Here is a 26893-nt window from a genome sequence, read left to right as displayed (position 1 = left end):
CGATACACACAGGTTCACTTGCTGAAAGAAAGAGCGCTAATCGCGTGTTGTTGAACCTGGGGGAATCTGTCTCTCGGCTATTAGACCCAATTGTGTCGGAGCACGTATTCAGATTCATGATCGATTACTGGTCACCTGATCGAGCCTGGGCCACCGAAGAGCGCTATCGGGATGCTGTCTGGGATGACCGCACGCATGAACAGTTGGGGTGGTTGAACTATCGTGCTGATCCGGGTTTCTCGCGATTCTTGCCCCACACTGTCACAAAAGAGTCATTTGGCGGTGGCGTTCTGTTCCGCATTGGTGACGGTCGCGTTCTGAACGAGTGTGACAAGCGAGAGGTCGATGCTGGTCTCCATATTCAATCTGCGATCCGAGCGACGATGCGGTGAATGGAGGAGCTCCTTGATGCCCTGCAAGCGAGCTCGCCCTGGTGGGAGCAGCATGTCAAGGACATGACATTTCTGAGACCTACAGTTCAAGCACAACTGAATGATAGTGAAGGAGCCGTGCTTCCCTACCCAGCATTGGCAGACCTTGTGCACGAGGTCGCCTACGGTGAAGTGGAGGAAATTGCGCTGGGTTTCGTGGATGGCCGGCAAAAGCTTCGGCAAATGGTGACAGCGATGTTCAGGACCTTTTCGTCACTCGTACACGAGTGGCCGTTCCGTGTTCTGAAAATGGTGGCCCCTGCGCTACAGAAATCCTGCCGTATTTGGTGGCGATACATTGTCGATTCGAGAATTGAAACCGCCAGTTTTCCGCGTTACTGCCGTAGGTCCGTACCGGCATTTCCGCCTGCGAGCGGCGTGATCGTCATCCATAGTGATCGTAGAAGACTCCGCGCTCTGCTGGGCAGGATCCGTGAAACCCATGAGGAACTATCTGGCGGCGCGACGTTAAGGACCGTTGATAGTTGCGCGTACTTCCTTGAGCATTTCCTTGAGCATTTGGAGTGAGAAGAATGCGCTTAATATCCTTTGCTTCGACCAGTTTCCCTACAGCTCTCGAGAAGCACCTTTCGAGAGAGGCTGTGACGAGTGATGAAGTTGTATTCATCGCTGACCGCACGAGTATTCGTGCTTTGTTGGATAGCATTCGGGAAACCCATGAGGAACTACGTGATGGTTCATTCCTGTCTCGCATTGGCATATCGGCCGAGCAAGCCGTCGAACTCAGGATCCCGATCCGAGAATTCTATCGAGCCTCCGCCTGTGATGCTTCGAGCACCCGGGATTCGGCGGAGGTGCCCCGCCTGGGTTTTCACAGAATTTTCCGTTCGGAGTCAGCTGAAAACGAGCGGGGTGAACTCAAACTGGGTGCTTCGCTTCAAGCGGGGACTTTGGTATTTGCCGCATCACGGGAAGAGATCGCTGCACACATTGAGATGTGTGCTGCGACCATGGAAGTGCTTGATGACTGGGACTATTCGATTCGAATGGGCTTTACCCGCGAGGAGATTCAAGTCATCATCGATGAACTGCGTCAGCTGATCTGAAGACTGGGGCCTCCGCCACATGAGTGACTTGACTATTGAGTTCGAGGTTGAAGACCCGAGCGCGCCGCCTGCAGTAGACGTGCACTATGAGTGGACTCAGTACGCCTTGTGGATGTCGGGAAAATATGGGTTGGCTAATATTGATGGTCATGAGATCGGGCTGAGTGACGAGCTTGTGCGCGACTTACTAGCTTGGGGTGACAGCGCTGACGCAATTTTCCCAGCCGACGATCCCGCCAGTTACGAGCTTCCAGACAATTTTCTGGAGGATGGCTATGAACTTGCTCGGCGAGTTCGCGCCGAGCTTCCCGATGAATGGGTGGTGACGACTCGGCATCCGATCCGGGGACTCCGAGTTGTCGTCCCGTTGGAAGGCTAATGCGCTGTATTTCTCGACCATAAGGATTCTCGCTTTGCTTGTTGGTTGACGAGTAGTTTTCTCGTGCACCGGGTCTGATGCAAGAACAGTTGACATCTAACGTGGCTAGCTGAGAGGGCTGGCCTCGAAGGGTGCCATCATGTCTGAGCGGTTCCCCCCAAGGAGTTCCGTGAGGATGTAGTTCGTGTTGCGGAGAACCGTGACCCGGAAGTGATTCTCGCGCAGTTCGCGAATGGCTTCTGCGTGCATGTCGGGACCCTCGACAAGTGGATGCGACAAGCGTGTGTCGAGGCCGGCGAGAAGCCGGGTGAGATGAAGCAGGATGCTGCGGAAGTGCGTGAGCTGCGTAGGCGGCTCCTCGAGTACGCGACCTCTCCCCCAGGACACAACCATCTCCTTCTCCGGCGTGACCTTCGCGTACCCGGACGCGTCACGCGGCTCCCGGGAATCCGATCGCTCCACCGTCGCCGAGGTGACGTTCCAGGTAGCTCCAGGCGAGAAGGTCGGCATCGTCGGCCCCAGCGGTGCGGGAAAGTCGACGCTGCTGAGCCTATTGGAGCGCTTCTATGACGTCGACGCCGGAGCGATCGCACTGGGCGGTATCGACATCCAGAGCCTCAATGTCGACGGCCTGCGCGAGATGTTTTCCTACGTCCAGCAAGATGCGCCCGTACTGGCCGGGTCAATCTTCGAGAATCTACGACTGGGTGCCCGCGATGCCAGCGATGTCGAATGCCGCAATGCGCTCGAACGTGTCAACCTGGCTTATCTGCTGAGCCAGGGCGCAGACGGTAACGAGACGCGCCTGGGCGACCAAGGAGCGAACCTCTCGGGTGGAGAACGTCAGCGTCTCGCGATCGGACGCGCACTCCTCGCGCAGAGGCCGGTGCTGCTGCTCGATGAAGCAACGTCGCAGATCGATAGCCCGAACGACTCGCTCATGCAGAAGGCCTTGTCCGAGATGACTCCTGGAACCACGCAGCTGATCGTTGCGCATCGACTTTCGACCATCGTCGATAGCGACCAGATCATCGTCATGCGCGACGGGTCGATCGAGGACAACGGCACGCACAGGGAGCTTCTCGAGCGCAACGAGTTCTATCTCATGACCGCTCAACAACAGATGCTCGTTGCGAGAGAATGGGAACAAGACGTCGACCTGGAGGTGCAGCCATCGTGACAGCGAACGAGGAGCAGATCACGGTCCTGATCGTCGACGATCACGAGCTGTCGCGCCTCGGCAACCCTCTCGTGCTCGACAGCGCCGACGACATCACCGTCGTCGGCGAGGCCGCCTCCGGCGAGGAAGCCGTCGCCCAGGTCGAGGCATTGAAGCCCGACGTCGTGCTGATGGACGTGCGGATGCCCGGCATGGGCGGCATCGAGGCAACCAGGCTGATTACCAGTGCCTCGATCGACGTCCGGGTCGTCGTGCTCACCACGTTCGATCTGGACAGGTACGCTTTCGGTAGCTTGCAGGCCGGAGCCAGCGCGTTCCTGCTGAAGAGCGCCACCCCCGACATGCTGATCAACGCCGTGCGCGTGGTCTCACAGGGGGACGCCGTCGTCGAGCCGCGGATCACGCGCCGGCTCATCGACGCGTTCGTCACACCCGACGAGTCGGCAGGAGCGCTGCATCCCAGCGACGAGCGTCTAGGCCTTCTGAGCCCGCGGGAGCTCGAGGTGCTCGCCAGTATCGGCCGGGGCCTGTCGAATCAGGAAATCAGCGAGCTGTTCTTCCTCTCGACGGCCACCGTGAAGACGCACGTGAACCGGATCTTCGCGAAGCTCGACCTGCGTGATCGCGTGCAGGCGGTGATCTTCGCTCGAGAGCAGTCGCTGCACCGGGACATCGACCCCGCACTGTAGGGCATGCCGCCGCGATCAGCATGTCTCCGCTGATCGGCTGAGAGCCCTCGCAAATCAACCCCAGGGTGGTCGTTGTGCCTGTGCGATCTGCCTAGCGTCGAAGTACTGGCCCGCTCTTCTGGGCCCGGTCGAGCAGCACACGACGACAGGACGGCGGCAAGAACTATGGAGGCAGCAGCGCAGGCAGCAAGCAACGGAGCGCCTCTGGTGCTGCAGGCCTTCGGTGTGGTGAAACACTACGGCGAGACGGTGGCGCTGCATAGCGTGACGCTCGCCGTCCTCGCCGGCGAGTCGCTGGCGGTGATGGGTCCCTCGGGCTGCGGCAAGTCCACGCTGCTGCAGATCCTCTCCGGGATCACCCGCCCGGACTCCGGCGACGTGCTGTACTCGGGCCCGGCCGGCGGACAGAACCTCGGAGCGCTCGACGACGATGCCCGTGCGGCGCTGCGAGCCCGCGATTTCGGCTTCGTCTTCCAGCAGGGGCTGCTTCTCAGCGAGCTCACCGCGGCGGAGAACGTTGCGGTGCCGCTCATGCTGACCGGCACCTCATCCCGTGATGCCGTGGCACGGGCCGGGCAGCTCCTGGCGCAGGTCGGACTCGGCGGGCTCGATGCTCGACGGCTGGGCCAGCTCTCCGGCGGCCAGGCGCAGCGGGTCGCCATCGCTCGGGCGATCGCCTCGGACGCCCGTGTGGTCTTCGCCGACGAGCCCACCGGCGCGCTGGATTCACGAACGGCCACAGAGGTTCTGGAATTGCTTCTTGTGCACACTGCCGGCCAGCAGCGCGCGCTCGTGATCGTCACCCACGACGAGTCCGTCGCCGCGCGCTGCGGCCGCATCATCCGCATGAGCGACGGACGCGTGGTGTCGGACGTCCAGGTCGCGTCATGAGCACTGGGAACGCCGCGCTCGTCCGGATGCTACTGCGCCCGTCGCGGCTCGGCATCGACGCGGTGCTCTTGCCCGCGGTGGCCTTCACCGTCGTCACCGTGGTGACTTTCGGGGCTGTGGCTCTGGCTCTACGGCTCTGGGCGGTGCGCGACAACGCGTTCAGCGCCTACGCGCTCCTTGGCGGGGCGCTGATGGTGTTCCTGCTGGCGCCCGTAATCTCCCTCGTGAGCGCCGCGACCCGACTCTCAACCCGGCGACGCGACGACCGGCTCTCAACCCTTCGGCTATTCGGTGCGAGCGGCCGGTTCCTGCGCCGGGTCGCCGTCGGCGAGATGGCGATCGACTCCGCTCTCGGCATCGTCGCGGGCACGGCAACCTACCTGGCCGTCGCGCCGCTCGTGGCGCTGATCCCGGTCCAAGGCCTGGCCACCCAGCCAGAAGACACCTGGCTGCCCTGGCCTGTGATGGTCGGCGTGGCGGTGCTCATCGAGCTGCTTGTCGTGGCGATCGTCGTCGCAGGCCTCCGGCGCATCGAGGTGAGCCCGCTCGCGGTGCGGGTCCGAGCTGTCCCTCGGGGCGCGCGGGCCCGAGCGCTGCTAATTGGTGTCGCGGTCATCGTGGTAGGTCTCGTGGTCATGCAGCTGGCCGGGCAGAACTGGGGCGTGACGGGTATCGCTATCGGCTACATCGTCGCCCTCGCCACGATCATGACCGCCGTGAATCTCGTCGGCCCAGTGCTCACCCGCTGGATCGCTCAACTGCGCCGGCGGCGCGCGAAGGACCTCTCAGGGCTCCTATCTACGCGCAGCGTACTCGAGGACCCGAAAGCAGCGTGGCGGCAGGTCGCACCGGTCGGCATCGCCACGTTCATCGTCGTGCCCGCCGGCTCCGTGCTTGGATACCTGAACACCATCGCGACGAGCTCCAACGCCGTGGGGTCCGCGGCCCTGATGCTCTTCGCCGACTTCCGCACCGTGGCGATCGTCGCCGTGGTCGTCGCGTTCCTCATCGTCGGCTGCTCGGTCGGCATCACCCAGGCCGCCGAGATCCTCGACCGACGCGCGACCTACGTGGCACTCGACCGGGTCGGCGTGCCCCGCTCGCTCATGCAGCGGGCGAGGCGGCGCGCCGTGTGGATCCCGCTCGGCATCGCCACTGTGGGAGCCGCCCTGCTCAGCACGGCGCTGGACTTCCTCGTCTTGGTGATCTCCCTGGCCTCCTCGCCCCTGTTCCTGCTCGGCGTCGTCGCACTGCTGATCCTTGGCGTGCTGTTGGTGCTCGCCGCCGTCCAGGCGACCCGGCCAGTACTACAGGGCGTCCTCGCGACACCCGAGCGCGCGCTGTAGCGACGGCGATATCCACCTGCGGTGCCACCTCACACTCAACCCTGGGGTGGCATCGGGTGACAAGCGCTCCTTCCTAGCGTGGTGAACGTGGCGGATCTCGCCGCATCCACCACCAGTGAAGGAGAGTGCCCGATGACGATCGTCGCCGATAGACTGACCAAGCGATACGGGAGCAAGTACGCCATTCAGGACGTTACGTTCGAGATCCGCCCCGGAGCCGTCACCGGGTTCCTCGGACCCAACGGCGCAGGCAAGTCAACCACAATGCGGTCTCTGGTCGGCCTCGACCACCCCACCAGCGGCCGCGGGCTCATCGGCGGGAAGCCGTACCGTGAGCTGAAGGCTCCGCTGTGTCACGTCGGCACGCTGTTGGACGCAAAGTCGGCGCACCGCTCGCGCACCGCTTACCAGCACCTGCGCTGGATCGCCGCGACGCACCGGCTACCGAAGGCGCGCGTCGAGGAGGTCATGGGCATCGCGGGGCTCTCCAGCGTCGCCGGCAAAAAGGTCGGCGGATTCTCCCTCGGTATGGGCCAGCGACTTGGCCTGGCCGTCGCACTCCTCGGCGACCCGCACACGCTGATCCTAGACGAGCCGGTGAACGGACTCGACCCGGACGGCGTGATCTGGATCCGGAACCTGCTGAAGCAGCTCGGCCGCGAAGGCCGCACCGTCCTACTGTCCTCGCATCTGCTGAGCGAGCTGTCGCTCGTCGCCGATCACGTCGTGATCATCGGCAAGGGACACATCATCGCCGACAAGCCGCTCGCGGAGCTCGTCGACCAGCCGGACCGGATCCGGGTGCGCAGTGCCCGTCCCGCGAAGCTCATGGACGTCCTCGCCGGCGAGAATGTCACGCGTACGTTGATCACCGACGGCACGGTCGAAGTCTCGGGTCTCACAGCCGATGACATCGCAGCGCGGGCCGCTCGCAACGGCATTGTGCTGACCGAGCTCAGCGTCGTAAACGCCAGTCTTGAGGACGTCTACCGCGAGCTGACGCGCGACCAGGTCGAGTACAGCTCCGAAGCACCAGGGACGGGGCAATGACCATGGCTGAGCCTCTGGCGCGACCGCTCGCAGCGCGCGAGACGCTGCGACGACGCGCCGCCCCAGTGACGGTGCTCACGGTGCTGCACGCCGAGTGGATCAAGTACCGCACGCTGGTGTCGTACCCGATCACCACGGCGGCCGTGCTGGCGCTCATCGTCGGCATGGGGCTGCTCAGCGCGTTCTCGCTGGTCTGGAACGCCGACGCGGGTCAGGCGGCAGGGACAGGCGCTGTTCCTGCGCTTCCGCCCGGACAGTTCCTCGACGGCATGCAGTACGCGTACGTCGTGCTCGGCATCCTGGCCGCGGTGTTCACCGCCTCGGAGTACACGCAGGCGACCATGCAGCCGTCCTTGCTCGCGGCACCGAAGCGAATCCCTGTCCTGGCGGCGAAGGCCGGGCTGATGGGCATCGCCGGCCTCGTCGTCGGAGCCCTTGGCAGCGCGATCGTGCTGCTCGTGGCTCCCGGGCTCCTCGCTGGCGTGGACCTCGCCGTCGGCGGCGCCCCCGACGGTATCGCGCGCATCATCGTCGGCAGCGGCGTCTCCCTCGCGCTAATGGGTGTGCTCGCCGTCGGCCTCGCCGCGCTGATCCGTTCGCTGGTCGCCGGCTTCATCACCGTCGTCGTGCTGCTCACCGTCGCACCAATTGTGTTGTCCGCCGTGCCGGTGGAGTGGGTCGCGAAGCTCATGGTCTACCTGCCGACCGTTGTCGGCTCCCAGTACCTGTCACCCGACCCGACTGCGACGATCGTCGATCCGTGTTGGGGACTCGTCATCCTGGCCGGCTGGGCGCTTGCGTTCCTCGTCGCCGGTGGCCTGACCCTGCGTTACCGCGACGCCTGACCTCTTGTTCCTCTCATGAGAAAGCACATCGCATACCCCATGACTACGACTCAGACCCAAGGCGCGCCTCCGCCCTCCTCACTCGTTGGTGTCCCGGTTCGCTCGGGAGGCTTCCTGGCGACGATTAATGCCGAGATCACCAAGTTCTTTACCCTCAAGACCGGACCCATCACGACCGCGGTGCTGGGTGTATTCATTGTGCTCGCGGCGCTGCTGTCGTCGCTCTCACTGCTGTCGCCGTCGGGGAATCAGAACCCGAACGCGGAGCCGATCACGAGCGTGACGGAACTCCGTTTCGTGGACACGGTGCTCTGGATGGCGATCGTTTTCGCCGTTGTTGCGGTGCTGTTCGCGACCACTGAGTTTAGCTCCGGGCAGATCCAGCTCTCCTTCCTCGCCACGCCGAAGCGGGTGCCCGTAGTGCTCGCCAAAAGCGTCGTGATCGGCGTGCTTGGCCTCCTCGTCGGGGCGACCGCATCGACGCTTGCCATGTTCGTGGCCTTCGCCGTGCTGTACACGAGCGATGTGACGTACGAGATCGACCTGCCCGAGGTGGCGACGCTCGCCGCGGCGTCCGGGCTGTTCATGGGGCTGATCGGGATCATCTCGCTCGCGTTCGGGCTGCTGGTGAAGAACGTCATCGCCGGCATCGCCGTCCCGGTGTTACTGTTCAGCATCCTGCCGTCGATCCTGGAATCGATCGGCAATGACGTCGTCACGACGATCGTCGGTTACCTGCCTTCGGTGGCAGGGCGCGTGGTCCTCACGACATTCCCGAACCCCGCCGATCTCGAAGCCTGGCCCGGCATGGCGGTCCTCAGCGGCTGGGCGGTCGTCATGGTGGCACTGGCGAGCATCGTGCTTCGCCGGCGCGACGCCTGAGTCGGTTCTTCCTCATGTGACAGAGTTGAGGCACGTCGGAAGGGAGAGCTGTTGACTACGAAGGGCCTCATCACACGCATTCGGGCGAGCGACATCGACCCGGACGTGTGGCCGCCCGCGCGCTGGCTGCTCTCCCGCCCTCGCCTCGTCGACGGCCTGATCATCGCGGTGAGCGTGCTCCCGCAGCTGATCGCACTCTCGTTCAGCGGTGGTGAGCAGCCCATCACGGCCTGGGCCGCGGTGATCCTCGCAGGCGTCGCTCTCTGGTGGCGCAGAGACCACGCCTTCTGGGTGATGATTGCCCTGGCCCTGGTGTCCTGCATCCACCCGGCGATGAGCCTGACGGCGGCGTTTGCCTTCACCGGATACGCCCTCGCCAGCAGCGGGCCATTCGTGCGGACGATCGTCGGGGTCGCCGCCGTGTTCGGGATCACGGCGGCCGGGACGGGCGTCCGCTGGCTGATCACAGGCCACGCGTTCTTTCCCACCACGGTGATCGACGCATTCGCACTCATCGCCGTCGGACTGGGACTCGCCACACGAGGCCGGAGAGACCGTCGAGCCGCAGTCGGCGAGCTGATCGCGCAGCGCATCGAGAACGCGCGACAGCTCGAGCGCACTCGCATCGCCGCCGAGATGCACGACGTCGTCGCGCACTCGCTCTCCGTCATGATCGCCCTGGCCGACGGCGCGGCCGCATCACGAGAACGCGACCCGGAGCAGTCCGCGCGGGCTATCGTCCACCTCGCGGCGACGAGCCGCCACGCGCTCATCGAGATGCAGACCATCATCGGCGTGCTGCGGACATCCGATGAGAAGCTCGACGATGCGCTGGACAACTCCGGCTACAACGTACCGTCGCTGGAGGAGCTCGTCGAAGTCTTCCGCACTGCGCACCTGCCGGTCGTGCTGGTGCGCGACGGCACGGAGACAGGGCTGTCGCCGAACCTGCGCACTGCCATCTACCGGATCGCGCAGGAGGCGCTGACGAACGCGCTCCGCTACGCGAACGACGCCACGAGGGTCGAGCTCCGGCTTGCAGTCACCGCCGACGAAGTGTATCTGCAAGTCAGCGACGACGGACGTAGCGAGAGCACCTTCACGCACGGCTCCGGCCAGGGGATCGTCGGCATCGGAGAGCGGGCTCGGCTCCTCGGCGGCTCTGCGGAGGCCGGGCCGAGAGCAGAGGGTGGCTGGTTGTTTGATGTGAGGATCCCGCTGCAGCGAGGCGAGGACGTCTGACACCTCTGGCGTCACACGCGCGTGATCGAGAGGATCTGGTTGCCCTCCTGTAGGCCGGTGCGTAGTTCATCGAGGTCCTCGGCCTCCACACTCATGGCACCGCGTGTGCCAGGGGCGTCAGAGATTGCATGTGGCATTCGCTGCAATTCACCCTACATTGTGGACCTGAGCGGCGTGGAGTTTCGAAGTCGCACTGACCAGGTGATCGTGGCATCGTGTCGAGCGGGTCTGATCCACGGATAGGTCAAACTGTCACCTCAACGTGCATCAGACCCACCTCTGAAGCGCCCTGGGCCTGCGTCCGAACGATACCCGGCTGCCAGGCTCACGCCGGTAGTGCGCACACCGCCCCCGCTCAGATTCGAGCGGGGGCGTTGTTCTTGGTTGGGCAACGGCACTGTTGCTACGGCAAGATGCGCTGCTGGCGGTCAGGATTCCAGTTCGTCCTCGAACTCTGCCCCGTCCTCAGCGAGAAGGGCCTCGAGGAATGTTTGTAAGTACTGCATAACGATGAGATTACGCTTCGATAACGGATTTGGGAAGGGATTGCCGGTGAACGTGGCTGTCTGTTGCGTTACCTTCCGGTGAACGGCAAGGCCGCGGTCAAAACAGCGGGTAGATCCCGTCGTCGACGAATCCGTAGAAGCGGTGTTCGAACACGGCCCGCGCGCGGCGCGAGAGCCCGAGCCAGCGCTCCTCGATCTCCGAGGTGCGCCCCCTCGGCAGGTCCAGAACGCCAGCGACGCCCTCGAGGTCACCCCGGTCGCGCGGGAGCGAGTCCGAGGAGCGCCCGGTCCACAGCTTCAGCGCCGAGCGCACCTCGCTCGCGAATCGCCAGGAATCGCGCAGGTGCTCCGCCTCGTCGGGGTCGAGGAACTCCAGCTCGACCGCGGCGTCGAGCGCCTGAAGCGTCGACACCGTGCGCAGCGAGGGGTGCTCGTGGCCGTTCCTGAGCTGGAGCAGCTGGACGAGCCACTCGACGTCGCTCAGCCCGCCAGGGCCGAGCTTCAGGTGGCGCGACGGATCCTCGCCCCGCGGCAGCCGCTCCGCCTCGACGCGGGCCTTCAGGCGCCGCACCTCGCGCGTCTCGTTCTCGCCGAACTTCTCCGGGAACCGGATCCGGTCGGCGAGTTCCGTGAACGCCGTGCCCAGCCACGCGTCGCCCGCGACCGGGCGGGCGCGCAGAAGGGCCTGCGCTTCCCAGGTGAGCGACCAGCGCTCGTAGTACTTACGGTAGGCCTCGAGGCTGCGCACGATCGGGCCGTTCTTGCCCTCGGGGCGCAGGTCGAAGTCGAGGTCGACCTTGAAGCGCGGGTCCGAGACGAGGCGGCGCAGCTCGGCGACCTGCCTGGCCGCCTCGCGCGAGGCGCGATCCGGCGCCACCTCCTCCGGCGCGCGGAACACCGCGATGACGTCGAGATCCGAGGCGAAGCCGAGCTCGCCGCCGCCGTAGCGGCCCATGCCGATGAGCGCGATCTCGACGGGGCAGGGATCCGGAGCAGCCGCGGCCGCGGTCTGCACGACCCGCAGCAGCGCGTCGAGGAGCGCCGTGTGGGCCGCGTCGAGGCCCGCAGCGACGTCGGCCTCGCTCAGGACGCCGGCGACGCGGCCCATCGCGAGGCGCAGGATCTCCCTGCGGTGCACCGCACGGAGCGCGGCGGCCGCCTCGTCGAGCGTCGAGCGCCGCGAGGCGAGCGCGCGCATCTCGTCGAAGAGCTGCTGCAGTCCGGCAGGCCGGAGCGTCTCGTCGCGCTCGAGCCACGCGACCGCGTCGGGAAGCGACTCGAGCAGCTCGGCCGTGAAACGGGAGCAGGAGAGCACGCGCATGAGCCGCTCCCCCGCGTCCGTGCCGTCGCGGAGCAGCCGCAGATACCAGGGGTTCTCCTGGTTCGCCTCGCTGATCCTGCGGAAGGCGAGAAGCCCGTAGTCTGGATCCGTGCCGTCGGCCAGCCAGCGCAGGATCACGGGCATGAGATTGCGCCGGATCCGCGCCCGCCTCGACGTGCCGCGGGTGAGCGCGCCGAGGTGCCGGATCGCGCCGTCCGGGTCCTTGAAGCCGATGCTCGCGAGTCGGGCGCGCGCCTCGTCGCTGCCGAGGATGAGCTCCTCCTCCGGCAGCTCGGCGACGGCGCTCAGGAGCGGCGCGTAGAAGATCTTGAGGTGGAGCTCGCGGACCTCGCGCTTCGTGCGCTCCCACGCGCGCAGGAGTTCCTGCCCGTTCGCGGCGAGGCGGCTCGCGCGGGCAAGGACCCGCAGGCCCTCGTCGTCGGTCGGCATGAGCGCCGTGCGCCTGAGGTCGCGCAGCTGCAGGCGGTGCTCGAGCACCCGGAGGAAGCGGTAGTCGGCGATGAGCCGGTCGCCGTCGCTGCGCGCCACGTAGCCGCCCTCGACGAGGGCGCGGAGCGCGGGCAGCGTGCCGCGCAGGTGCAGGCGCTCGTCGTAGTAGCCGTGCACGAGCTGGAGGAGCTGCACGCTGAACTCGATGTCGCGCAGGCCGCCTGGCCCGAGCTTCAGCTGCACCTCGAGTTCGTCATCGTCGATGTGCTCAGTGACCCGCTCGCGCATGCGCTGCACTGAGCCCACGAAGTCCTCGCGCGACGAGGAGCTCCAGACGGCCTCGCGGGTGCGCGCGACGAACTCGGCGCCGAGCTCCTGGTCGCCCGCCTGCGGCCGCGCCTTCAGGAGCGCCTGGAACTCCCAGCCCTTCGCCCAGCGGTCGTAGTAGTTCATCATGGAGCCGAGGGTCCGCACGAGCGGACCGTGGCGCCCCTCGGGGCGCAGGTTCGCGTCGAGCTGCCAGAGCGGCGGCTCGATGAGCGGATCGTGGATCCCGCGCATCGTCTCCGTCGCGAGGCGCGTGCCGACCCTGATGAGCGCGTCGCCGTCGATCACGTCGTCGTCGGCCGAGTCCACGATGAATACGACGTCGACGTCGGAGACGACGTTCAGCTCCTGGGCGCCGCACTTGCCCATCGCGACGATCGCGAGCCGGGTCGCGGCGAGGCGCTCCGCCGGGACCGCGGGCCCCGAGACGCCCGCCGCGAGCGTGTGCCGCGCGACCGCGAGCGAGGCCTCGATCGCGGCGTCAGCGAGGATCGCGAGCGAGTCGGCCACGGCCTCGAAGCACTCGGCCGCGAGCCCCTCGGCCCCGCGCTCGAGGTCGTGCAGCATGAGCGTCGCGAGCAGCTCGCGGTACCGGATCCGGAGCGCGTTCCATCCCTCCTCCGCGATGAGCGGCGCGCCGCCGGGCGCCTCCTCGACCGCAGCGAGGAGCTCGCCCCGCGCCGTCTCGGCGTCGATCAGACGGCCGCCTGCGGCCAGGATCTCGCGGAGGCGCTCCGGGCGCCGCTCGAAGAAGTCGCCGAGCGCCGGCGAGGCTCCGACGAGCAGGCAGAGCCGCACCCAGCAGGCCTCGTCGAGGCCGTCGAGCGCGTCGGGATGGCGGTCGTGGATGCCCCGGATCCGGATCAGCGCCGCGTCGGGATCCGCCGCCTGCGTGAACGCGTCGAGCAGGCACTCGACCCCGACCCCGATGCTCGTGCTGAGCGCGTGAATCTCATCCCGGGCCTCCGAGAGGTCCTGGAAGCCTGCCCGCGCGACCTCCGCGAGCTTCGGAACCGGCCGAGTGCCCTGCACGTCGCTTGCGTCAGATCGTGTCGAGCATCGACGCGAGCTCGTACGGGGTGACCTGCGAGTGATACTCGGCCACCTCGCGCCGCTTGTCGCGCAGATAGTAGGCGAAGACCTGCTCGCCGAGCGTCTCGGCAACGAGCTCAGAGCGCTCCATCACGGCGAGCGCGTGGTCGAGGCTCGCCGGCAGCGGGTCGAAGCCCATCGCGCGCCGCTCGCCGTCGCTGAGCGCCCACACGTTGTTCTCCGCCTCGGGCGGCAGCTCGTACTCGTCGCGGATCCCGCGTAGGCCGGCCGCGAGCAGCACGGAGTACGCGAGGTAGGGGTTCGCCGCGCTGTCGAGGCCGCGGTACTCGACGCGCGCCGCGCCGCCCTTGCCCGGCTTGTACATGGGCACGCGCACGAGCGCCGAGCGGTTGTTGTGGCCCCAGCTCACGAACGAGGGGGCCTCGTCGCCGCCCCAGATCCGCTTGTAGGAGTTGATGTACTGGTTCGTGACCGCCGTGATCTCCGGGGCGTGCCGCAGGAGACCCGCGACGAAGCGCCTGCCGGTCTGCGAGAGCTGGTACTTCGCGGCCGGATCGTAGAAGGCGTTCGTGTCTCCCTCGAAGAGCGAGAGGTGGGTGTGCATGCCGGATCCCGGCTGCCCCGCGAGCGGCTTCGGCATGAATGTCGCGTGCACGCCCTGCGAGATCGCGACCTCTTTCACCACCGTGCGGAAGGTCATGAGGTTGTCCGCCGTCGTGAGCGCGTCGGCGTAGCGCAGGTCGATCTCGTTCTGGCCGGGGCCTGCCTCGTGGTGGCTGAACTCGACCGAGATCCCGAGCTCCTCGAGCATCGAGACGCTCTCGCGGCGGAAGTCGTGCGCCGTGCCCCCCGGCACGTTGTCGAAGTAGCCCGCGCGGTCGACCGGCACGGGGCCCTCGGGCCCGAACTCCTTCGACTTCAGCAGGTAGAACTCGATCTCGGGGTGCGTGTAGAAGGTGAAGCCCTGATCGGCCGCGTGCGCGAGCGTGCGCTTGAGCACGTTGCGGGGGTCGGCCACGGCGGGCTCGCCGTTCGGCGTGCGGATGTCGCAGAACATGCGGGCGGTCGGCGCCTCGATGCTCCGCCACGGGAGCAGCTGGAACGTCGAGGGATCCGGGATCGCGAGCAGGTCCGACTCGTAGGCGCGCGTGAGCCCCTCGATCGCGGAGCCGTCGAAGCCGATGCCCTCGGTGAACGCCCCCTCGACCTCGGCCGGCGCGAGAGCGACCGACTTCAGCGTGCCGGAGACGTCGCTGAACCACAGCCTCACGAACTTGACTCCGCGCTCCTCGATCGTGCGAAGAACGAAATCCCTCTGCTTGCTCACTCCCGCCTCCATTCGCTGATTGCGCGTGCCGCGCGGTGGGCGCGGCTCGTCGTCGCCACTCGGCTTCAGACTACATCGGGCCTGTGTCGGGCGTGTTACGGCGGCGGGATCCTGCACCCCGCCGCCGCACGCCGCGGATCAGTCCTCCGCCGCGTCCTCGTCGGCCCACGCCTTGGCGCGCTCCGCCACGATCTCGTTCGCCCGCTCGGCCTCCTCGCGCGTGGCGAACGGCCCGAGGCGGTCGACGGCCAGCGACTGCGGCCCCACCTCCACCTGTCCGGTGTGCGTGTTGAACCAATAGGTCTCCTGGGGATCGTCGATCCCCCAGTCCTTCTTGCTCATAGCGAGCGCTCCTTCCCCGCCCGAACACTGTCAGGCGTACTTCATAGACTATTGGCATGCCCTTCGATGCACACGGACATCTTGTCCCCGGATCCCTTCCCCCCGTCCGCACCGTGCCCGCGAGTATCGCGCGCCCGCCCTACGTCGGCCTCCAGGCGCCGCCGGAGTACACGGGCGACAACACGTACACGGCGGAGGAGATCGAGAAGATCAGGGCGGCCGGCCGGATCGCGTCCCGCGCGCTCGACGCGGTCGGCGAGGCCGTGCGGCCGGGCGTCACGACGGCCGAGCTCGACCGCGTGGCCCACGAGTCGGTCGTGGCGGCGGGCGCCTACCCGTCGACGCTCGGGTACCGCGGCTACCGGGCGTCCTCCTGCACCTCGGTGAACGAGGTCATTTGCCACGGGATCCCGGACGACACGGTGCTCCGCGAGGGCGACCTCGTGAACGTCGACGTGACGGCCTTTCTCGACGGCTTCCACGGCGACACGAACCGGACGTACCGGGTCGGCGCCGTCTCCGAGGAGGTCGACCTCCTCATCGAGCGCACCCACGAGGCGATGATGCGCGGGATCAAGGCGGCGAAGCCGGGCCGGCAGGTCAACGTGATCGGCCGCGTCATCGAGACCTACGCGAAGCGCTTCGGCTACGGCGTCGTTCGCGACTTCACGGGCCACGGCGTTGGCGCCGCGTTCCACACCGGCCTCATCATCCCGCACTACGACTCGGCGCCGAGCTACTCGGACGTGATCGTGCCCGGAATGGTGTTCACGGTCGAGCCCATGCTCACGCTCGGCACCCACACCTGGGATCAGTGGGACGACGACTGGACCGTGACGACGAAGGACAAGAGCCTCACGGCGCAGTTCGAGCACACGGTGCTGATCCGCGACGACGGCTTCGAGATCTTGACGCTCTCGGAGTAGGGCGCGAGACCGCCCGGCGGGATGGAATGGGCCGGATCATACGCCGGGTTCTGTCCCGCCCGGCGAACCGGGCGGTGACGGCCATCTCTCTCGGATCACTGTCGCCAGTGCTCTCTAGCGGCCTACCCGAGGACTCGGCGGGGCGCGTCGTCATCCTCTGTCTGGCCTTGCTCCGAACGAGGTTTACCTGGCCGCCCGTGTCACCACGGGCGCCGGTGGTCTCTTACACCACCCTTTCAGCCTTACCCCTCGGCGCGAGCCGAGTGGCGGTCTACTCTCTGTTGCACTTTCTCGCGGGTTTCCCCGGGTGGGCGTTACCCACCGTTCTCCCCTGCGGAGCCCGGACGTTCCTCGGCGCGCCACCGCACGCGGCGACGCGACGCGACCGTCTCACCGGCCCATTCCGCCTTCGATTCTAGCGGCTACTCGCCCTCGACCCTGACCAGGATCGCGCCGGTGCCCGGGCAGAAGATGAGTTCGTCGTCCGCGGTCGCGCGGATCGTGCTGAGCTCGGCCGGCGTGAGGGACATGTTGCTCGCCTCGGAAACGTTGCCGCGCAGCCTGGCCGCGCCGATCCCGATCCTGCCGCGCAGGTCCTCGTAGATCTCCACGAGGTCGCGCTGGATCTCCGCGGAGAGTCCCCCGCGCTCGTCCGCCTGCCTCGCGAGCTGCGCGTCGATCTCGGCCTCGGCGGCCGCGATCTGCTCGCGCAGCGCCGTGCGCTTCGCCTCGACGCCCGAGAGCACGGCCTCGGCCGCGTCGAACCCGGCCTGGGCGGCCTCCTGGGCCTCCATGATCTCGAGCTCGCGGTCCTCGAGCTCGCCCGTGCGGCGGGTGAGGGTGTCGAGCTCCGACTGCAGTGCCTGCGCCTCCTTGGGCGAGGTGCTCACGGCGAGGAGCTGCTCGTCGCGGGTCCTGCGCTGCCTGACCATCTCGACGTCGGCCTCGATCCGGGCGAGCTCGGCGCCGTGGCCGTCGAGCTCGCGCTGCGCCTCCATGAAGCTCGCCTTCGCGGACTCGGCCTCCCCGGAGAGGGCCGCGAGCTCCGAGCGCTCGGGGATCCCGGCTCGCTTGCGCTTGAGCCGCGCGGTCGCGGTGTCAAGGTCCTGGAGATCGAGGAGGAGTCGCTGCTGGCGGGGGCTGGCCTTCATGCTGCACAGCATAGCGGCGATCCGGGCCGCCGTCCCGGAGCGTGGTCCCCCGGCCGCGTCGCGTCAGTCTCCGGCCGTCTCCGCGCCGACCGCGAACGTCCACGGGTCGGTCCGGATCCCGCTCACGCGGAACTCGGCGCCCGGCAGCCGCTCAGCGAGCCGCTCGGCCGCGCCTTCGAGCCAGAGCGACTCGCTCGCCCAGTGGGCGACGTCGACGAGCGCCGGCCCGCCGGCCGCCGCCGCGAGCTCGAGCGCGTCCTGCGCGGGGTGGTGGCGAAGATCCGAGGTCAGGTAGACATCCGCGCCCCGCACGAGCGGGTGGTCGAGGAGGCTGTCGCCCGCGCCGCCGAGGAGCGCGACGCGCTCCACCCCGCGGCCGGGATCGCCCGCGACGCGGACGCCCTGCACCGTGCGCGGCATGACGCCCGCGACGTGCGCGGCGAACTCGGCGAGGGTGAGCGGCGCGGGAAGCTGGCCGACCCTGCCGATGCCGGCGCCGGGCAGCGCGCCCGGTCCTCCCGGCACGAGCGGCTCGGCGCCGACGAGCCCGAGGCGCTCCGCGATGACGTCGGAGACGCCGCCCGCGGGCGCGTCGGCGTTCGTGTGCGCCGCGAGCAGCGCGCACTCGCCCCGGATCAGGCGCGCGAGCAGCGCTCCCTTGCCCGTGTCCTCGGCGATCGTGTGTACGCCGCGCAGCAGCAGCGGGTGGTGGGTGAGGAGCGCATCGGCGTCCCACGCGACCGCCTCGTCGACGGTCGCCGCGACCGCGTCGACCGCGAGCAGCACACGGCGCAGCGGCTGGTCGTCGCGGCCCGTGACGAGTCCGACGCGATCCCAGCCCTCGGCGGTCTCCTCCGGCCAGAACTCCTGCGCGACGCGCCTGAGATCGGCGAGCTTCCACGCTGCTTCCTGGACCACGAGCTACCTCCTGAGAAGTTTGCGGGCGATGACGTTGCCGAGCACCTGCACGAGCTGCACGATGACGATGATGACGAGCACGGCACCCCAGGTGACCCACGGGTTGAACTGGCGATATCCGTACTGCAAGGCCAGGTTACCGAGTCCGCCGCCGCCGATCACACCGGCCATCGCCGTCATGTCGACGACCGCGATGAACGCGAAGGTGTAGCCGAGCACGAGCGGGCCGAGACCCTCGGGGATCAGCACCGTGAGGATGGTCCGGATCGGCCCGGCGCCCATGGCGCGCGCGGCCTCGATGACCCCGGGCGGCACCGTGAGCAGGTTCTGCTCGACGAGGCGCGCGATGCCGAAGGTCGCGGCGAACGAGAGCGTGAACATGAGCGCGCGGTCGCCGATGCCCGTCTGCATGATCAGCCTCGACAGCGGCTGGATAGCCGCGATCAGGATCACGAACGGGATCGGGCGGAAGAAGTTCACGAGGAAGTTCAGGATGAAGAACGCGGGGCGGTTCTGCATGATCCCGCCCTGCCGCGTCACGGTCAGGAAGACGCCGACGATCAGGCCGAGCACGCCGCCGACGCCCATCGCGACGACGACGTAGCTCAGGGTCTGGAATGTCGCCTCGAGGAATTTTCCGTTCGAGAGGAGCTCGATCAGCTTGTCCATCAGGCGAGCACCTCCAGATCGGCTTCCTGGCCGAGCGCCGCGACGGCGTGCTCGACCTTCAGGTCGTCGCCGATGAGTTCGAGGGTGAGGCGGCCGAAGCTGCGGCCGCCGACGTCGGTGATCCCGCCGTGCACGATGCTGACGCCGACGCCGCGCTCCGCGAGGGTGCGGAACACGACCGGCTGGTCCACGTCGCCGTCGCGGAACGTGAGCGAGACGAGCCTGCCGCGGTGCCGCTGGCGGAGCTCGTCGAGGTGCTCGGGATCCGGCGCCGTGGGAAGCGCCGTCGCGACGAAGCGCCGGGTCGTGTCGGTCTGCGGCGCCGAGAACACGTCGAACACCTCGCCCTGCTCGACGGCGCGGCCTCTGTCCATGACGGTGACGCGGCTCGCGATCTCGCGCACGACCTCCATCTCGTGGGTGATCAGGATGATCGTGATCCCGAGCTCCGCGTTGATGCGCTTGAGCAGCGCGAGCACCTCCTGCGAGGTCTCGGGGTCGAGGGCGCTCGTCGCCTCGTCCGCGAGGAGGAGGCCGGGGTTCGTCGCGAGCGCGCGGGCGATGCCGACGCGCTGCTTCTGGCCGCCGGAGAGCTGATCCGTGTACGCGTCGGCCTTATCGGCGAGGCCGACGAAGTCGAGGAGCTCGGCCACGCGCGCCTTGCGCTCGGCCGGGGGCATGCCCGCGACGATGAGCGGGTACTCGACGTTCTTCGCGACCTTCTTCGAGTGGAAGAGGTTGAACTGCTGGAAGATCATGCCGATGCCGGCGCGCACGCCGCGCAGCTTCGACTCGCTGAGCGCCGTGATCTCGTGGTCGCCGACGAGGATCCGGCCCGAGCTCGCGCGCTCGAGGCCGTTGACGAGCCTGAGCAGCGTGCTCTTGCCCGCGCCCGAGTAGCCGATGATCGCGTGGATCTCGCCGGATGCGACGTCGATCGTGACGTCGTCGACGGCCACGACCTCCGCGGCGTCCCTTCCTCTGCCCGGATAGCGCTTCGATACGCCGAGTATCTGGACGCGTGCCATGGGCGTCTCCCTTCCTCGGCTGTGCCGAGCGTGGTGTCGTGCAGGTCGTGTTCGTTGTCGCGCAGCCGCGCGGCGCGCGGACCGCGGGGAGCAGAAACGCGAGCGGGGCGCCCGGTGAAATTCCGGACGCCCCGATCCTATGCGGTGCGTGGGCCTTAGCCCTTGTTCTCCTTGACCTGCTTCTCGGAGTCGGCGAGGATCTCGGCGAGCTCGGAGACCGGGGTCTGCAGGAGAATGGCGCTGTCGCCCGAGTTCTCCTTGACGCCCTTCTGGACGTCCGCGTTCGTCTGGTAGATCTCCACCAGCTTCTTGAACGTCTTGTTGTCCTTGTCCTCGGCGCGGGCGGCGAAGATGTTGATGAAGTACTTCGCGCCCTCGTCCTCGGGGTCGTCCTGGTACAGGGCGTCGGAGAACTCGAGGCCCGCGTCGGTCACGAAGTCGTTGTTCACGACGGCCGCGTCGACGTCGGCGAGCGACGTCGCGGTGAACGCGGCATCCATCTCGGTGACGGTGACCTTGGATCCGGACGCCTCGATGTCATCGGGGGTCGAGAAAAGCGATCCGCCGCCCTTCAGCTTTACGAGGCCGGCGCTCTGCAGCACGTTGAGCGCGCGCGCACGGTTCGTCGGGTCGGACGGGATCGCGACGACGCCGTCCTTCGGGATCTCGTCGAGCGACTTGTGCTTCGTCGAGAAGATCGCGAGCGGGTAGATCGCCGTCGAGCCGATCGCGACGAGGTCGTCGTCGTTCGCGACGTTGTAGTCGGCGAGGTACACGATGTGCTGGAACTGGTTCAGGTCGAGCTCGCCCTCGCTGAGCGCGGGGTTCAGCTGGTTGTAGTCGGTGAAGTCCTGGATCTCGACGTCGATCCCCTCGGCCTTCGCCGCTTCGGTGAACGTGGCCCAGTACGGATCGCTCGCGCCAACGACGCCGAGCTTCACGGTGGCAGACTCGTCGGAGCCGCCGTCGCCGCCGGGCGCGCACCCGACGAGCGAGGCCGCGAGGACGAACGCCGCTGTGGAGGCGGCGAGGATGCCGCGCTTCTTGAAGGACATGTGTGATCCCGTTTCGTTTCGAAAGGTGTGCGGCGCTCGTGGCGCACGCGGGTGACGGGTTCAAGCCTGGTCGATAGGCCCGTTGCGCGGGAAATCCCGGTGTCATACGGCGTCATCCGCATGGGATACTAGAGGTGACGAAGAAGCGTCGCCGGCGGGCAGGCCGACCCCCTTCAGGATCCCGAAAGGAACTCTCCGTTCATATGAACAAGCGTGCTGATGCTCATCTCGAGGACTGGAAGGCGAAGCAGGAACTCGCCGAGCGGATGATCCCGCTCATCGGACAGCTCTACCGCGATCACGACGTGGTCATGTCGGTCCACGGCCGCAGCCTCATCGGGCGCTCGCCGATCGACATCATCCGGGCCCACAGCTACGCCCGCAAAATCGACCTCGTCGAGCTGCCGCTCGAGGAGACCTCGGCCATCGTCGAGGCGCTCGCGAAGATCCAGCCCGGCCCCGTGTCGGTCGACCTCGCGCTGCTCGCGAAGGGCTTCCGCGAGTCGGGCGCAGCGGATCTCGAGGCGTACCTCCGCGAGGCGCTCGCCCCCGCGATCGGCGCGGAGCGCGGCGAGGGCACCGACGTGGTGCTCTACGGCTTCGGCCGGATCGGCCGCCTCCTGGCCCGCATCATCATCGACCACTCCGGCAGCGGCAAGGGCCTGAACCTCCGCGCGATCGTCGTGCGCAAGGGCTCGGAGAACGACCTCGTGAAGCGCGCGAACCTGCTCCGCCGCGACTCGGTGCACGGCCCGTTCAACGGCACGATCAAGGTGCTCGAGGACGAGAACGTCATCCTCGCGAACGGCGTCCGGATCCAGGTCATCTACTCGAACGACCCGGCCTCGGTCGACTACACGCAGTACGGCATCGAGAACGCGATCCTCGTGGACAACACGGGCCGCTGGCGCGACGCCGAGGGCCTCGGGCAGCACCTGCAGAACCAGGGCATCTCGCGCGTCCTGCTCACGGCGCCAGGCAAGGGCGACATGCTGAACATCGTGTTCGGCGTGAACAGCGACAAGATCACCGACGAGCACACGATCGTGAGCGCGGCGTCCTGCACCACGAACGCGATCACGCCCGTGCTCAAGGTCATCAACGATCGCTACGGGGTGAAGCGCGGTCACGTCGAGACCGTGCACTCGTACACGAACGACCAGAACCTCATCGACAACTTCCACAAGGGCGACCGCCGCGGCCGCTCGGCGGCGCTCAACATGGTGCTCACCGAGACGGGCGCCGCGAAGGCCGTGTCGAAGGCGCTGCCGGAGTTCGAGGGCAAGCTCACGGGCAACGCGATCCGCGTTCCCACCCCCGACGTGTCGATGGCCGTGCTGAACCTGCAGCTCGAGCAGGAGACCGACCGCGACGAGCTGAACGCCTTCCTCGAGCAGGTCTCGCTCACGGGCGCGCTCCGCACTCAGATCGACTACGTCGAGTCCCCCGAGATCGTCTCGACCGACTTCGTCGGCTCGAACCGCGCGGGCGTCGTCGACGGCCTCGCGACCATCGTGACGGGCGACAGCGCCGTGCTGTACGTCTGGTACGACAACGAGTACGGCTACAGCTGCCAGGTGGTCCGCATCATCGAGCAGCTCGCGGGCAGCCACCCCGCGCACCTTCCGGCTCTCGACGCCTAGCGCCGAGAACAGGCACCATCCCGAGGAAAGGATCGCAATGTCGGAGAAGTACCTCATCGGAGTCGACGGTTCCGAGCAGAGCAGGGTCGCGCTGGCCTGGGGCCTCGCGCGGGCGACCGAGCGCGGCGCGAGCGTGGAGCTTCTCCACGTCGCCGACGACTCGTTCCTGTCGGAGAGCGTCGCGTTCCTCTCGGAGGCCCAGCAGGCCTCTGAGCAGATGCTGCAGGCCGAGATCGAGTACGCCCGCAGCCTCGGCTACAAGGGCGAGATCTCGGGCACCGCGGTCGTCGGCCACCCGATCGCCGAGGTGGAGGAGGCGTCGAAGCGCGCCGATCTCCTGGTCCTCGGCGCGCACGAGGGCAGCCGATTCGCCGGTTCCTTCTTCGGCACGCGCGCGGTCAAGGTCGCGGCGACGGCGCACTGCCCCGTCGCCGTGATCCCGAAGACGTCGCCCGCCCCCGGCGGCAGCGTCGTCGTGGGCGTCGACGGCTCGGAGGCCTCGAAGAAGGCCATCGCGTTCGCGGCAGAGGAGGCCTCGACGCGCGGCCTCGCGCTCACCGCCGTCTACGCGTGGATGCCGCCGCTCACCCCGGGCCTCGAGTACCTCTGGAGCGAGGAGCTCGTCGAGTCGCAGCGCTCGGCGGCCGAGGAGGCGATCGCGATCGGCGTCGCCGGTCTCGCGAGCCGCTACCCCGACCTCGAGATCCGACGCGAGATCGTGCAGTCGCCGCCCGTGGCGGCGCTCGTCGACACCGCGCAGGGCGCCGAGCTGCTCGTCGTGGGCAGCCGCGGCCGCGGCGGGATCACGCGCCTGCTGCTCGGCTCCGTGAGCCACGGCGTGCTGCAGGCGCTGCCGTGCCCGGTCGTGGTGACGCGCGCCTAGCGGCCGCACACGCGCACGCACGCGCGCACGCACGCCGAAGCGGGGCGGGATCCGGAGCACCGGGCCCCGCCCCGCTGTGCGTGTGCCCCCTTCGCGTGTGCCCCCTTCGCGTGTGCCCGGCCCGCGCCGATTCGGGATAGCGTTGAGGCATGAGCGAAGCCGCAGGACCACGCATCGACCGGGTCATCACCCAGGGATACATCGGCGCAGGCCGCGAGGGGGCCCCGCCCGAGGGATTCCTGCTCGAGAACAACGTCTGGCTGCTCGGCGACGAGGAGTCCGTGCTCGTCGTCGACGCTGGGCACGACGCCGAGGCGATCATCCGCGGCGTCGGTGACCGCGAGGCGCTCGGCATCCTCCTCACCCACGGCCACGAGGACCACATCAGCGTGGCGCTCGACACCGCGCGGGCGCTCGACACCCACATCTACCTGCACCCGGCCGACCTCTTCCTGTGGCAGGAGGTCTACGGCGAACGGCTCCCCGACTTCGAGCTCGCCGACGGCGCGAGCTTCCTCGTCGCCGGGGCCGAGGTCGTGACGCTGCACACGCCCGGTCACACGCCCGGCTCGGTGTGCTTCGCGATCCCGTCGCTCGGCACCGTACTGACGGGCGACACGCTGTTCGAGGGCGGCCCGGGCGCCACGCGCTGGGACTACTCGAGCTTTCCCCAGATCGTCCAGTCGATCCAGGATCGCCTCTTCACGCTCCCCGGCGAGACCGTGGCGCGGCCGGGGCACGGTGCGAGCACCACGATCGAGCGCGAGGAGCCGCAGCTGCAGGAGTGGCTCTCGCGGGGCTGGTAACACGCCGTTCATCTGCGGGCCTGTATCGTAGGCACGTCCTTCCACCGGGCGGAGTAGTCGGGTGACCAGCCACGACTCCGAGGAGCCCCATGCCCACCCTCACGCCAGCACGCCGCGGCATCGCGCTCTTCGCGCTCGCGCTCGGCGGCTTCGGGATCGGGGTCACCGAGTTCGCGACGATGGGCCTTCTGCCCGACATCGCGGGTGAGCTCCTCCCCGGCTTCGAGCAGGATCCGACCCGCGTCATCGCGCAGGCCGGGATCCTCATCACCGCCTACGCGCTCGGGGTGATCGTCGGCGCGCCGACCTTCGCGGTGCTCGGCGCGCGCGCCTCGATGTCGACGCTCACCTTCTGGCTCCTCGGCCTCTTCGTCGTCGGCTCGCTCGCCTCGGCGATCATGCCGAGCTTCGGCACGCTCGCGGTCTTCCGCTTCATCGCTGCGCTCCCCCACGGCGCCTACTTCGGCGTCGCGTCGCTCCTCGCGGCGCGCATCATGGGGCCGGGGATGCAGGGGCGCGGGATCGCCCTCGCGCTCTCGGGGCTCACGATCGCGAACGTCGTCGGCGTGCCGCTCGCGACCTGGCTCGGCCAGCTCGCCGGCTGGCGCTGGGCCTACGTGCTCGTCGCCGTCATCTTCGCCGTGACGCTGCTGCTCACCCTGCTCTTCCTGCCGCGCGTGCCCGGCCGGCCGGATCGCAGCCCGCTCGGCGAGCTCGGCGCCTTCACGAACTTCCGGGTCTGGATCATGATCGCCGTCGGCGCGATCGGCTTCGGCGGCTTCTTCGCCGTCTACAGCTACATCGCCGAGGTCACGACCCGCGAGACGGGGCTCTCCCCCGCGGCCGTCCCCTGGGTGCTCGCGGTGCTCGGGATCGGCATGACGATCGGCAACCTCATCGGCGGCTGGGCGAGCGACAAGGACCTCACGAAGACGATCCTGATCGGCTTCTCGAGCTTCATCGCGGTGCTCGCGGGCTACGGCTTCGTCGCCTCGCACCCTGTCGGCCTCTTCGCCGCGGCGTTCCTCCTCGGCGTCACCTCATCGGCGCTCATCCCCTCGATCCAGGCGCGCCTCATCCGCGTCTCCCACGAGGCCGCGCTGCTCGGGGCGGCCGTGAACCACGCCGCGTTCAACATCGGCAACAGCCTCGGCGCCTGGCTCGGCGGGCTCGTCATCGCGGGCGGGCTCGGCTACCTCGCGCCCGGCTGGGTCGGCGCCGTGCTCGCGGCGCTCGGGCTCGTGCTCGCGCTCATCGGGGTCGCCGTGGAGCGGCGCGACAAGGCGCGCAACCGCAACACGGTCGGGATCCCCGTCGTGGGCGAGGACTGATCCGGGACCGGATCCGGAGCCGGATTCCGGGCCGGATCCCGTCAGCGCTGCGGGTGCAGCGGCGTGTGCGCCGCGGGCACCTGCTCATCGGGTCGCACGGGCCCGGGAGGCGTGCCGTCACCGAACGGTGAGCCGCCGAGGCGCTCCCTGCCGTGCGGCTCGAGCCAGACCGAGAGATCCGGGCCGTCGGGCACGATCCGCGTCGGGTTGATGTCCGTGTGCGTCTCGTAGTAGTGCCGCTTGATCTGCACGAAGTCGATCGTGTCGCCGAAGCCCGGCGTCTGGAAGAGATCCCGCGCATAGGCCCAGAGATGGTCCATCTCGGCGAGCTTGTTGCGGTTCGTCTTGAAGTGCCCGTGGTAGACGGGATCGAAGCGGGCGAGCGTCGTGAAGAGGCGCACGTCGGCCTCGGTGATCGTGCCGCCCATCAGGTACCGGCGCGTCGAGAGCCGCTCTTCGAGCCAGTCCATCGCCTCCCAGAGCCGCTCGTAGGCCGAGTCGTAGGCCTCCTGGCCGCCGGCGAAGCCGCAGCGGTAGACGCCGTTGTTCACCTCCGTGAAGACGCGCTTGATGACGGGCCACATCTCCTCGAGCTCGCCCTCGGGAAGCAGGTTCGGCGCACCCTCGCGGTGGAACTCGCGCCACTGCGTCGAGAAATCCAGCGTGATCTGCGGGTAGTCGTTCGTCACGACGCCCCCGCTCGGGATGTCGACGATCGCGGGCACCGTGATCCCGCGCGGGTAGCCGGGGAAGCGCGTGAAGTAGTTCTCCTGCAGTCGCTCGGTGCCGAGCACCGGATCGCGGCCGTCAGGGTCGAGGTCGAAGGTCCAGGAGCGCGCGTCGTGCACGGGGCCAGGGCGGCCGAGCGAGATCGCGTCCTCGAGGCCGAGGAGACGCCGCACGATGATCGTGCGGTTCGCCCAGGGGCACGCCGCCGCGGCGACGAGCCGGTAGCGGCCGGGCTCGACGGGCCACGCCTCTGCGCCCTCGCTCAGACCGTAGCCGAGCGATCCGACCTTGGACGGCGGGGGCGCCGGAAGCTCCCTGACCGCCGCCGGATCCGCGACGATCCGATCCTCGATGTAGTTGGTGTCGCGCTCGAAGGCCTCGCCAGCCTTGACGTAGCTGCCCTGCTCGGTCTCACTCATCGTTGCC

The 26893-nt window shown here is 68.0% G+C and carries 26 protein-coding genes and 1 other RNA gene; 17 read left to right on the top strand and 10 right to left on the bottom strand.

Going from position 1 to position 26893, the window contains the following annotated elements; genetic code table 11:
- Positions 1–116 precede the first annotated feature (116 nt).
- The 12 genes from ACOPJ3_RS08955 (at position 117) to ACOPJ3_RS08900 (ending at position 10002) form a co-directional block, all read left to right on the top strand.
- Entirely contained in the window at positions 117–392 is a 276-nt protein-coding gene (locus ACOPJ3_RS08955) for a hypothetical protein (RefSeq protein WP_427868842.1), read from the top strand.
- Positions 393–959 (top strand): hypothetical protein, encoded by a 567-nt coding sequence (locus ACOPJ3_RS08950; protein WP_427868841.1) that lies wholly within the window; start codon positions 393–395, stop codon positions 957–959. It abuts the gene before it with no gap.
- A 74-nt stretch (positions 960–1033) separates the two neighbouring features.
- The gene (locus ACOPJ3_RS08945; RefSeq protein ID WP_427868840.1) at positions 1034–1498 is read left to right on the top strand and encodes a hypothetical protein; all 465 of its coding nucleotides are present in this window, start codon (positions 1034–1036) and stop codon (positions 1496–1498) included.
- 19 nt (positions 1499–1517) lie between these two features.
- Entirely contained in the window at positions 1518–1877 is a 360-nt protein-coding gene (locus tag ACOPJ3_RS08940; RefSeq protein ID WP_427868839.1) for a hypothetical protein, read from the top strand.
- A 406-nt stretch (positions 1878–2283) separates the two neighbouring features.
- Complete coding sequence (locus tag ACOPJ3_RS08935) at positions 2284–3057, top strand: ABC transporter ATP-binding protein (protein ID WP_427868838.1); 774 nt, start codon at positions 2284–2286, stop codon at positions 3055–3057.
- Positions 3054–3746 (top strand): response regulator, encoded by a 693-nt coding sequence (locus ACOPJ3_RS08930; protein ID WP_427868837.1) that lies wholly within the window; start codon positions 3054–3056, stop codon positions 3744–3746. The genes ACOPJ3_RS08935 and ACOPJ3_RS08930 overlap by 4 nt, the downstream gene beginning before the upstream one ends.
- A gap of 207 nt (positions 3747–3953) precedes the next feature.
- Complete coding sequence (locus tag ACOPJ3_RS08925) at positions 3954–4637, top strand: ABC transporter ATP-binding protein (RefSeq protein WP_427868836.1); 684 nt, start codon at positions 3954–3956, stop codon at positions 4635–4637.
- On the top strand, positions 4634–5983 hold the full coding sequence (locus tag ACOPJ3_RS08920; RefSeq protein WP_427868835.1) for an FtsX-like permease family protein: 1350 nt from the start codon (positions 4634–4636) through the stop codon (positions 5981–5983). Before ACOPJ3_RS08925 ends, ACOPJ3_RS08920 begins: the two co-directional genes overlap by 4 nt.
- A 132-nt stretch (positions 5984–6115) precedes the next feature.
- Positions 6116–7033 carry an ABC transporter ATP-binding protein gene (locus ACOPJ3_RS08915; RefSeq protein WP_427868834.1) on the top strand — a complete coding sequence of 306 codons (918 nt, stop codon included), beginning with the start codon at positions 6116–6118 and terminating at the stop codon, positions 7031–7033.
- Positions 7034–7035: 2 nt separating this feature from the next.
- Positions 7036–7878, top strand: coding sequence for a hypothetical protein (locus ACOPJ3_RS08910; RefSeq protein WP_427868833.1), 843 nt, complete (start codon positions 7036–7038; stop codon positions 7876–7878).
- Positions 7879–7893: 15 nt separating this feature from the next.
- Positions 7894–8760 carry a hypothetical protein gene (locus ACOPJ3_RS08905; protein WP_427868832.1) on the top strand — a complete coding sequence of 289 codons (867 nt, stop codon included), beginning with the start codon at positions 7894–7896 and terminating at the stop codon, positions 8758–8760.
- Between the two features lie 51 nt (positions 8761–8811).
- Positions 8812–10002 carry a histidine kinase gene (locus ACOPJ3_RS08900; RefSeq protein ID WP_427868831.1) on the top strand — a complete coding sequence of 397 codons (1191 nt, stop codon included), beginning with the start codon at positions 8812–8814 and terminating at the stop codon, positions 10000–10002.
- Between the two features lie 603 nt (positions 10003–10605).
- Here ACOPJ3_RS08900 and ACOPJ3_RS08895 read toward each other — a convergent pair.
- The 3 genes from ACOPJ3_RS08895 to ACOPJ3_RS08885 all read right to left on the bottom strand — a co-directional run bounded on the left by ACOPJ3_RS08895 (position 10606) and on the right by ACOPJ3_RS08885 (position 15328).
- The gene (locus ACOPJ3_RS08895) at positions 10606–13638 is read right to left on the bottom strand and encodes a bifunctional [glutamine synthetase] adenylyltransferase/[glutamine synthetase]-adenylyl-L-tyrosine phosphorylase (RefSeq protein ID WP_427868830.1); all 3033 of its coding nucleotides are present in this window, start codon (positions 13636–13638) and stop codon (positions 10606–10608) included.
- A gap of 10 nt (positions 13639–13648) precedes the next feature.
- Entirely contained in the window at positions 13649–14986 is a 1338-nt protein-coding gene (glnA, locus tag ACOPJ3_RS08890; protein ID WP_427868829.1) for a type I glutamate--ammonia ligase, read from the bottom strand.
- A gap of 138 nt (positions 14987–15124) precedes the next feature.
- Entirely contained in the window at positions 15125–15328 is a 204-nt protein-coding gene (locus tag ACOPJ3_RS08885) for a methionine aminopeptidase (protein ID WP_427868828.1), read from the bottom strand.
- Between the two features lie 56 nt (positions 15329–15384).
- Here ACOPJ3_RS08885 and map point away from each other — a divergent pair, with 56 nt between their 5' ends.
- Entirely contained in the window at positions 15385–16254 is an 870-nt protein-coding gene (gene map, locus ACOPJ3_RS08880; protein WP_427868827.1) for a type I methionyl aminopeptidase, read from the top strand.
- A 23-nt stretch (positions 16255–16277) separates the two neighbouring features.
- Here map and rnpB read toward each other — a convergent pair.
- The 6 genes from rnpB to ACOPJ3_RS08850 form a co-directional block, all read right to left on the bottom strand.
- Positions 16278–16655: RNase P RNA component class A (rnpB, locus tag ACOPJ3_RS08875), an RNA gene on the bottom strand.
- 21 nt (positions 16656–16676) lie between these two features.
- Entirely contained in the window at positions 16677–17405 is a 729-nt protein-coding gene (locus tag ACOPJ3_RS08870) for a zinc ribbon domain-containing protein (RefSeq protein ID WP_427868826.1), read from the bottom strand.
- A 63-nt stretch (positions 17406–17468) separates the two neighbouring features.
- Positions 17469–18323, bottom strand: a complete 855-nt coding sequence (locus tag ACOPJ3_RS08865; RefSeq protein WP_427868825.1) for a Nif3-like dinuclear metal center hexameric protein — start codon at positions 18321–18323, stop codon at positions 17469–17471.
- 3 nt (positions 18324–18326) lie between these two features.
- Positions 18327–18992, bottom strand: a complete 666-nt coding sequence (locus tag ACOPJ3_RS08860; RefSeq protein WP_427868824.1) for a methionine ABC transporter permease — start codon at positions 18990–18992, stop codon at positions 18327–18329.
- Entirely contained in the window at positions 18992–20020 is a 1029-nt protein-coding gene (locus tag ACOPJ3_RS08855) for a methionine ABC transporter ATP-binding protein (RefSeq protein ID WP_427868823.1), read from the bottom strand. Before ACOPJ3_RS08855 ends, ACOPJ3_RS08860 begins: the two co-directional genes overlap by 1 nt.
- A 155-nt stretch (positions 20021–20175) precedes the next feature.
- Positions 20176–21075, bottom strand: a complete 900-nt coding sequence (locus ACOPJ3_RS08850) for a MetQ/NlpA family ABC transporter substrate-binding protein (RefSeq protein ID WP_427868822.1) — start codon at positions 21073–21075, stop codon at positions 20176–20178.
- A 203-nt stretch (positions 21076–21278) separates the two neighbouring features.
- On the opposite strand from ACOPJ3_RS08850, the gene ACOPJ3_RS08845 reads away from it, so the two are divergent.
- The 4 genes from ACOPJ3_RS08845 to ACOPJ3_RS08830 all read left to right on the top strand — a co-directional run bounded on the left by ACOPJ3_RS08845 (position 21279) and on the right by ACOPJ3_RS08830 (position 25738).
- Positions 21279–22718, top strand: a complete 1440-nt coding sequence (locus ACOPJ3_RS08845; RefSeq protein WP_427868821.1) for a glyceraldehyde-3-phosphate dehydrogenase — start codon at positions 21279–21281, stop codon at positions 22716–22718.
- 37 nt (positions 22719–22755) lie between these two features.
- Positions 22756–23601 carry a universal stress protein gene (locus ACOPJ3_RS08840; protein WP_427868820.1) on the top strand — a complete coding sequence of 282 codons (846 nt, stop codon included), beginning with the start codon at positions 22756–22758 and terminating at the stop codon, positions 23599–23601.
- Between the two features lie 149 nt (positions 23602–23750).
- Entirely contained in the window at positions 23751–24407 is a 657-nt protein-coding gene (locus ACOPJ3_RS08835; RefSeq protein WP_427868819.1) for an MBL fold metallo-hydrolase, read from the top strand.
- Positions 24408–24496: 89 nt separating this feature from the next.
- Positions 24497–25738, top strand: a complete 1242-nt coding sequence (locus tag ACOPJ3_RS08830; RefSeq protein ID WP_427868818.1) for an MFS transporter — start codon at positions 24497–24499, stop codon at positions 25736–25738.
- Between the two features lie 41 nt (positions 25739–25779).
- Here the strand turns inward: ACOPJ3_RS08830 and ACOPJ3_RS08825 are convergent, their stop codons facing one another.
- Positions 25780–26886 (bottom strand): glutathione S-transferase C-terminal domain-containing protein, encoded by a 1107-nt coding sequence (locus ACOPJ3_RS08825; RefSeq protein WP_427868817.1) that lies wholly within the window; start codon positions 26884–26886, stop codon positions 25780–25782.
- Positions 26887–26893: the final 7 nt, after the last annotated feature.

Source organism: Leucobacter luti (assembly GCF_050310065.1).
GTDB classification, from domain to species: domain Bacteria; phylum Actinomycetota; class Actinomycetes; order Actinomycetales; family Microbacteriaceae; genus Leucobacter; species Leucobacter luti_B.
This window is presented reverse-complemented; position numbering and strand designations above follow the sequence as displayed.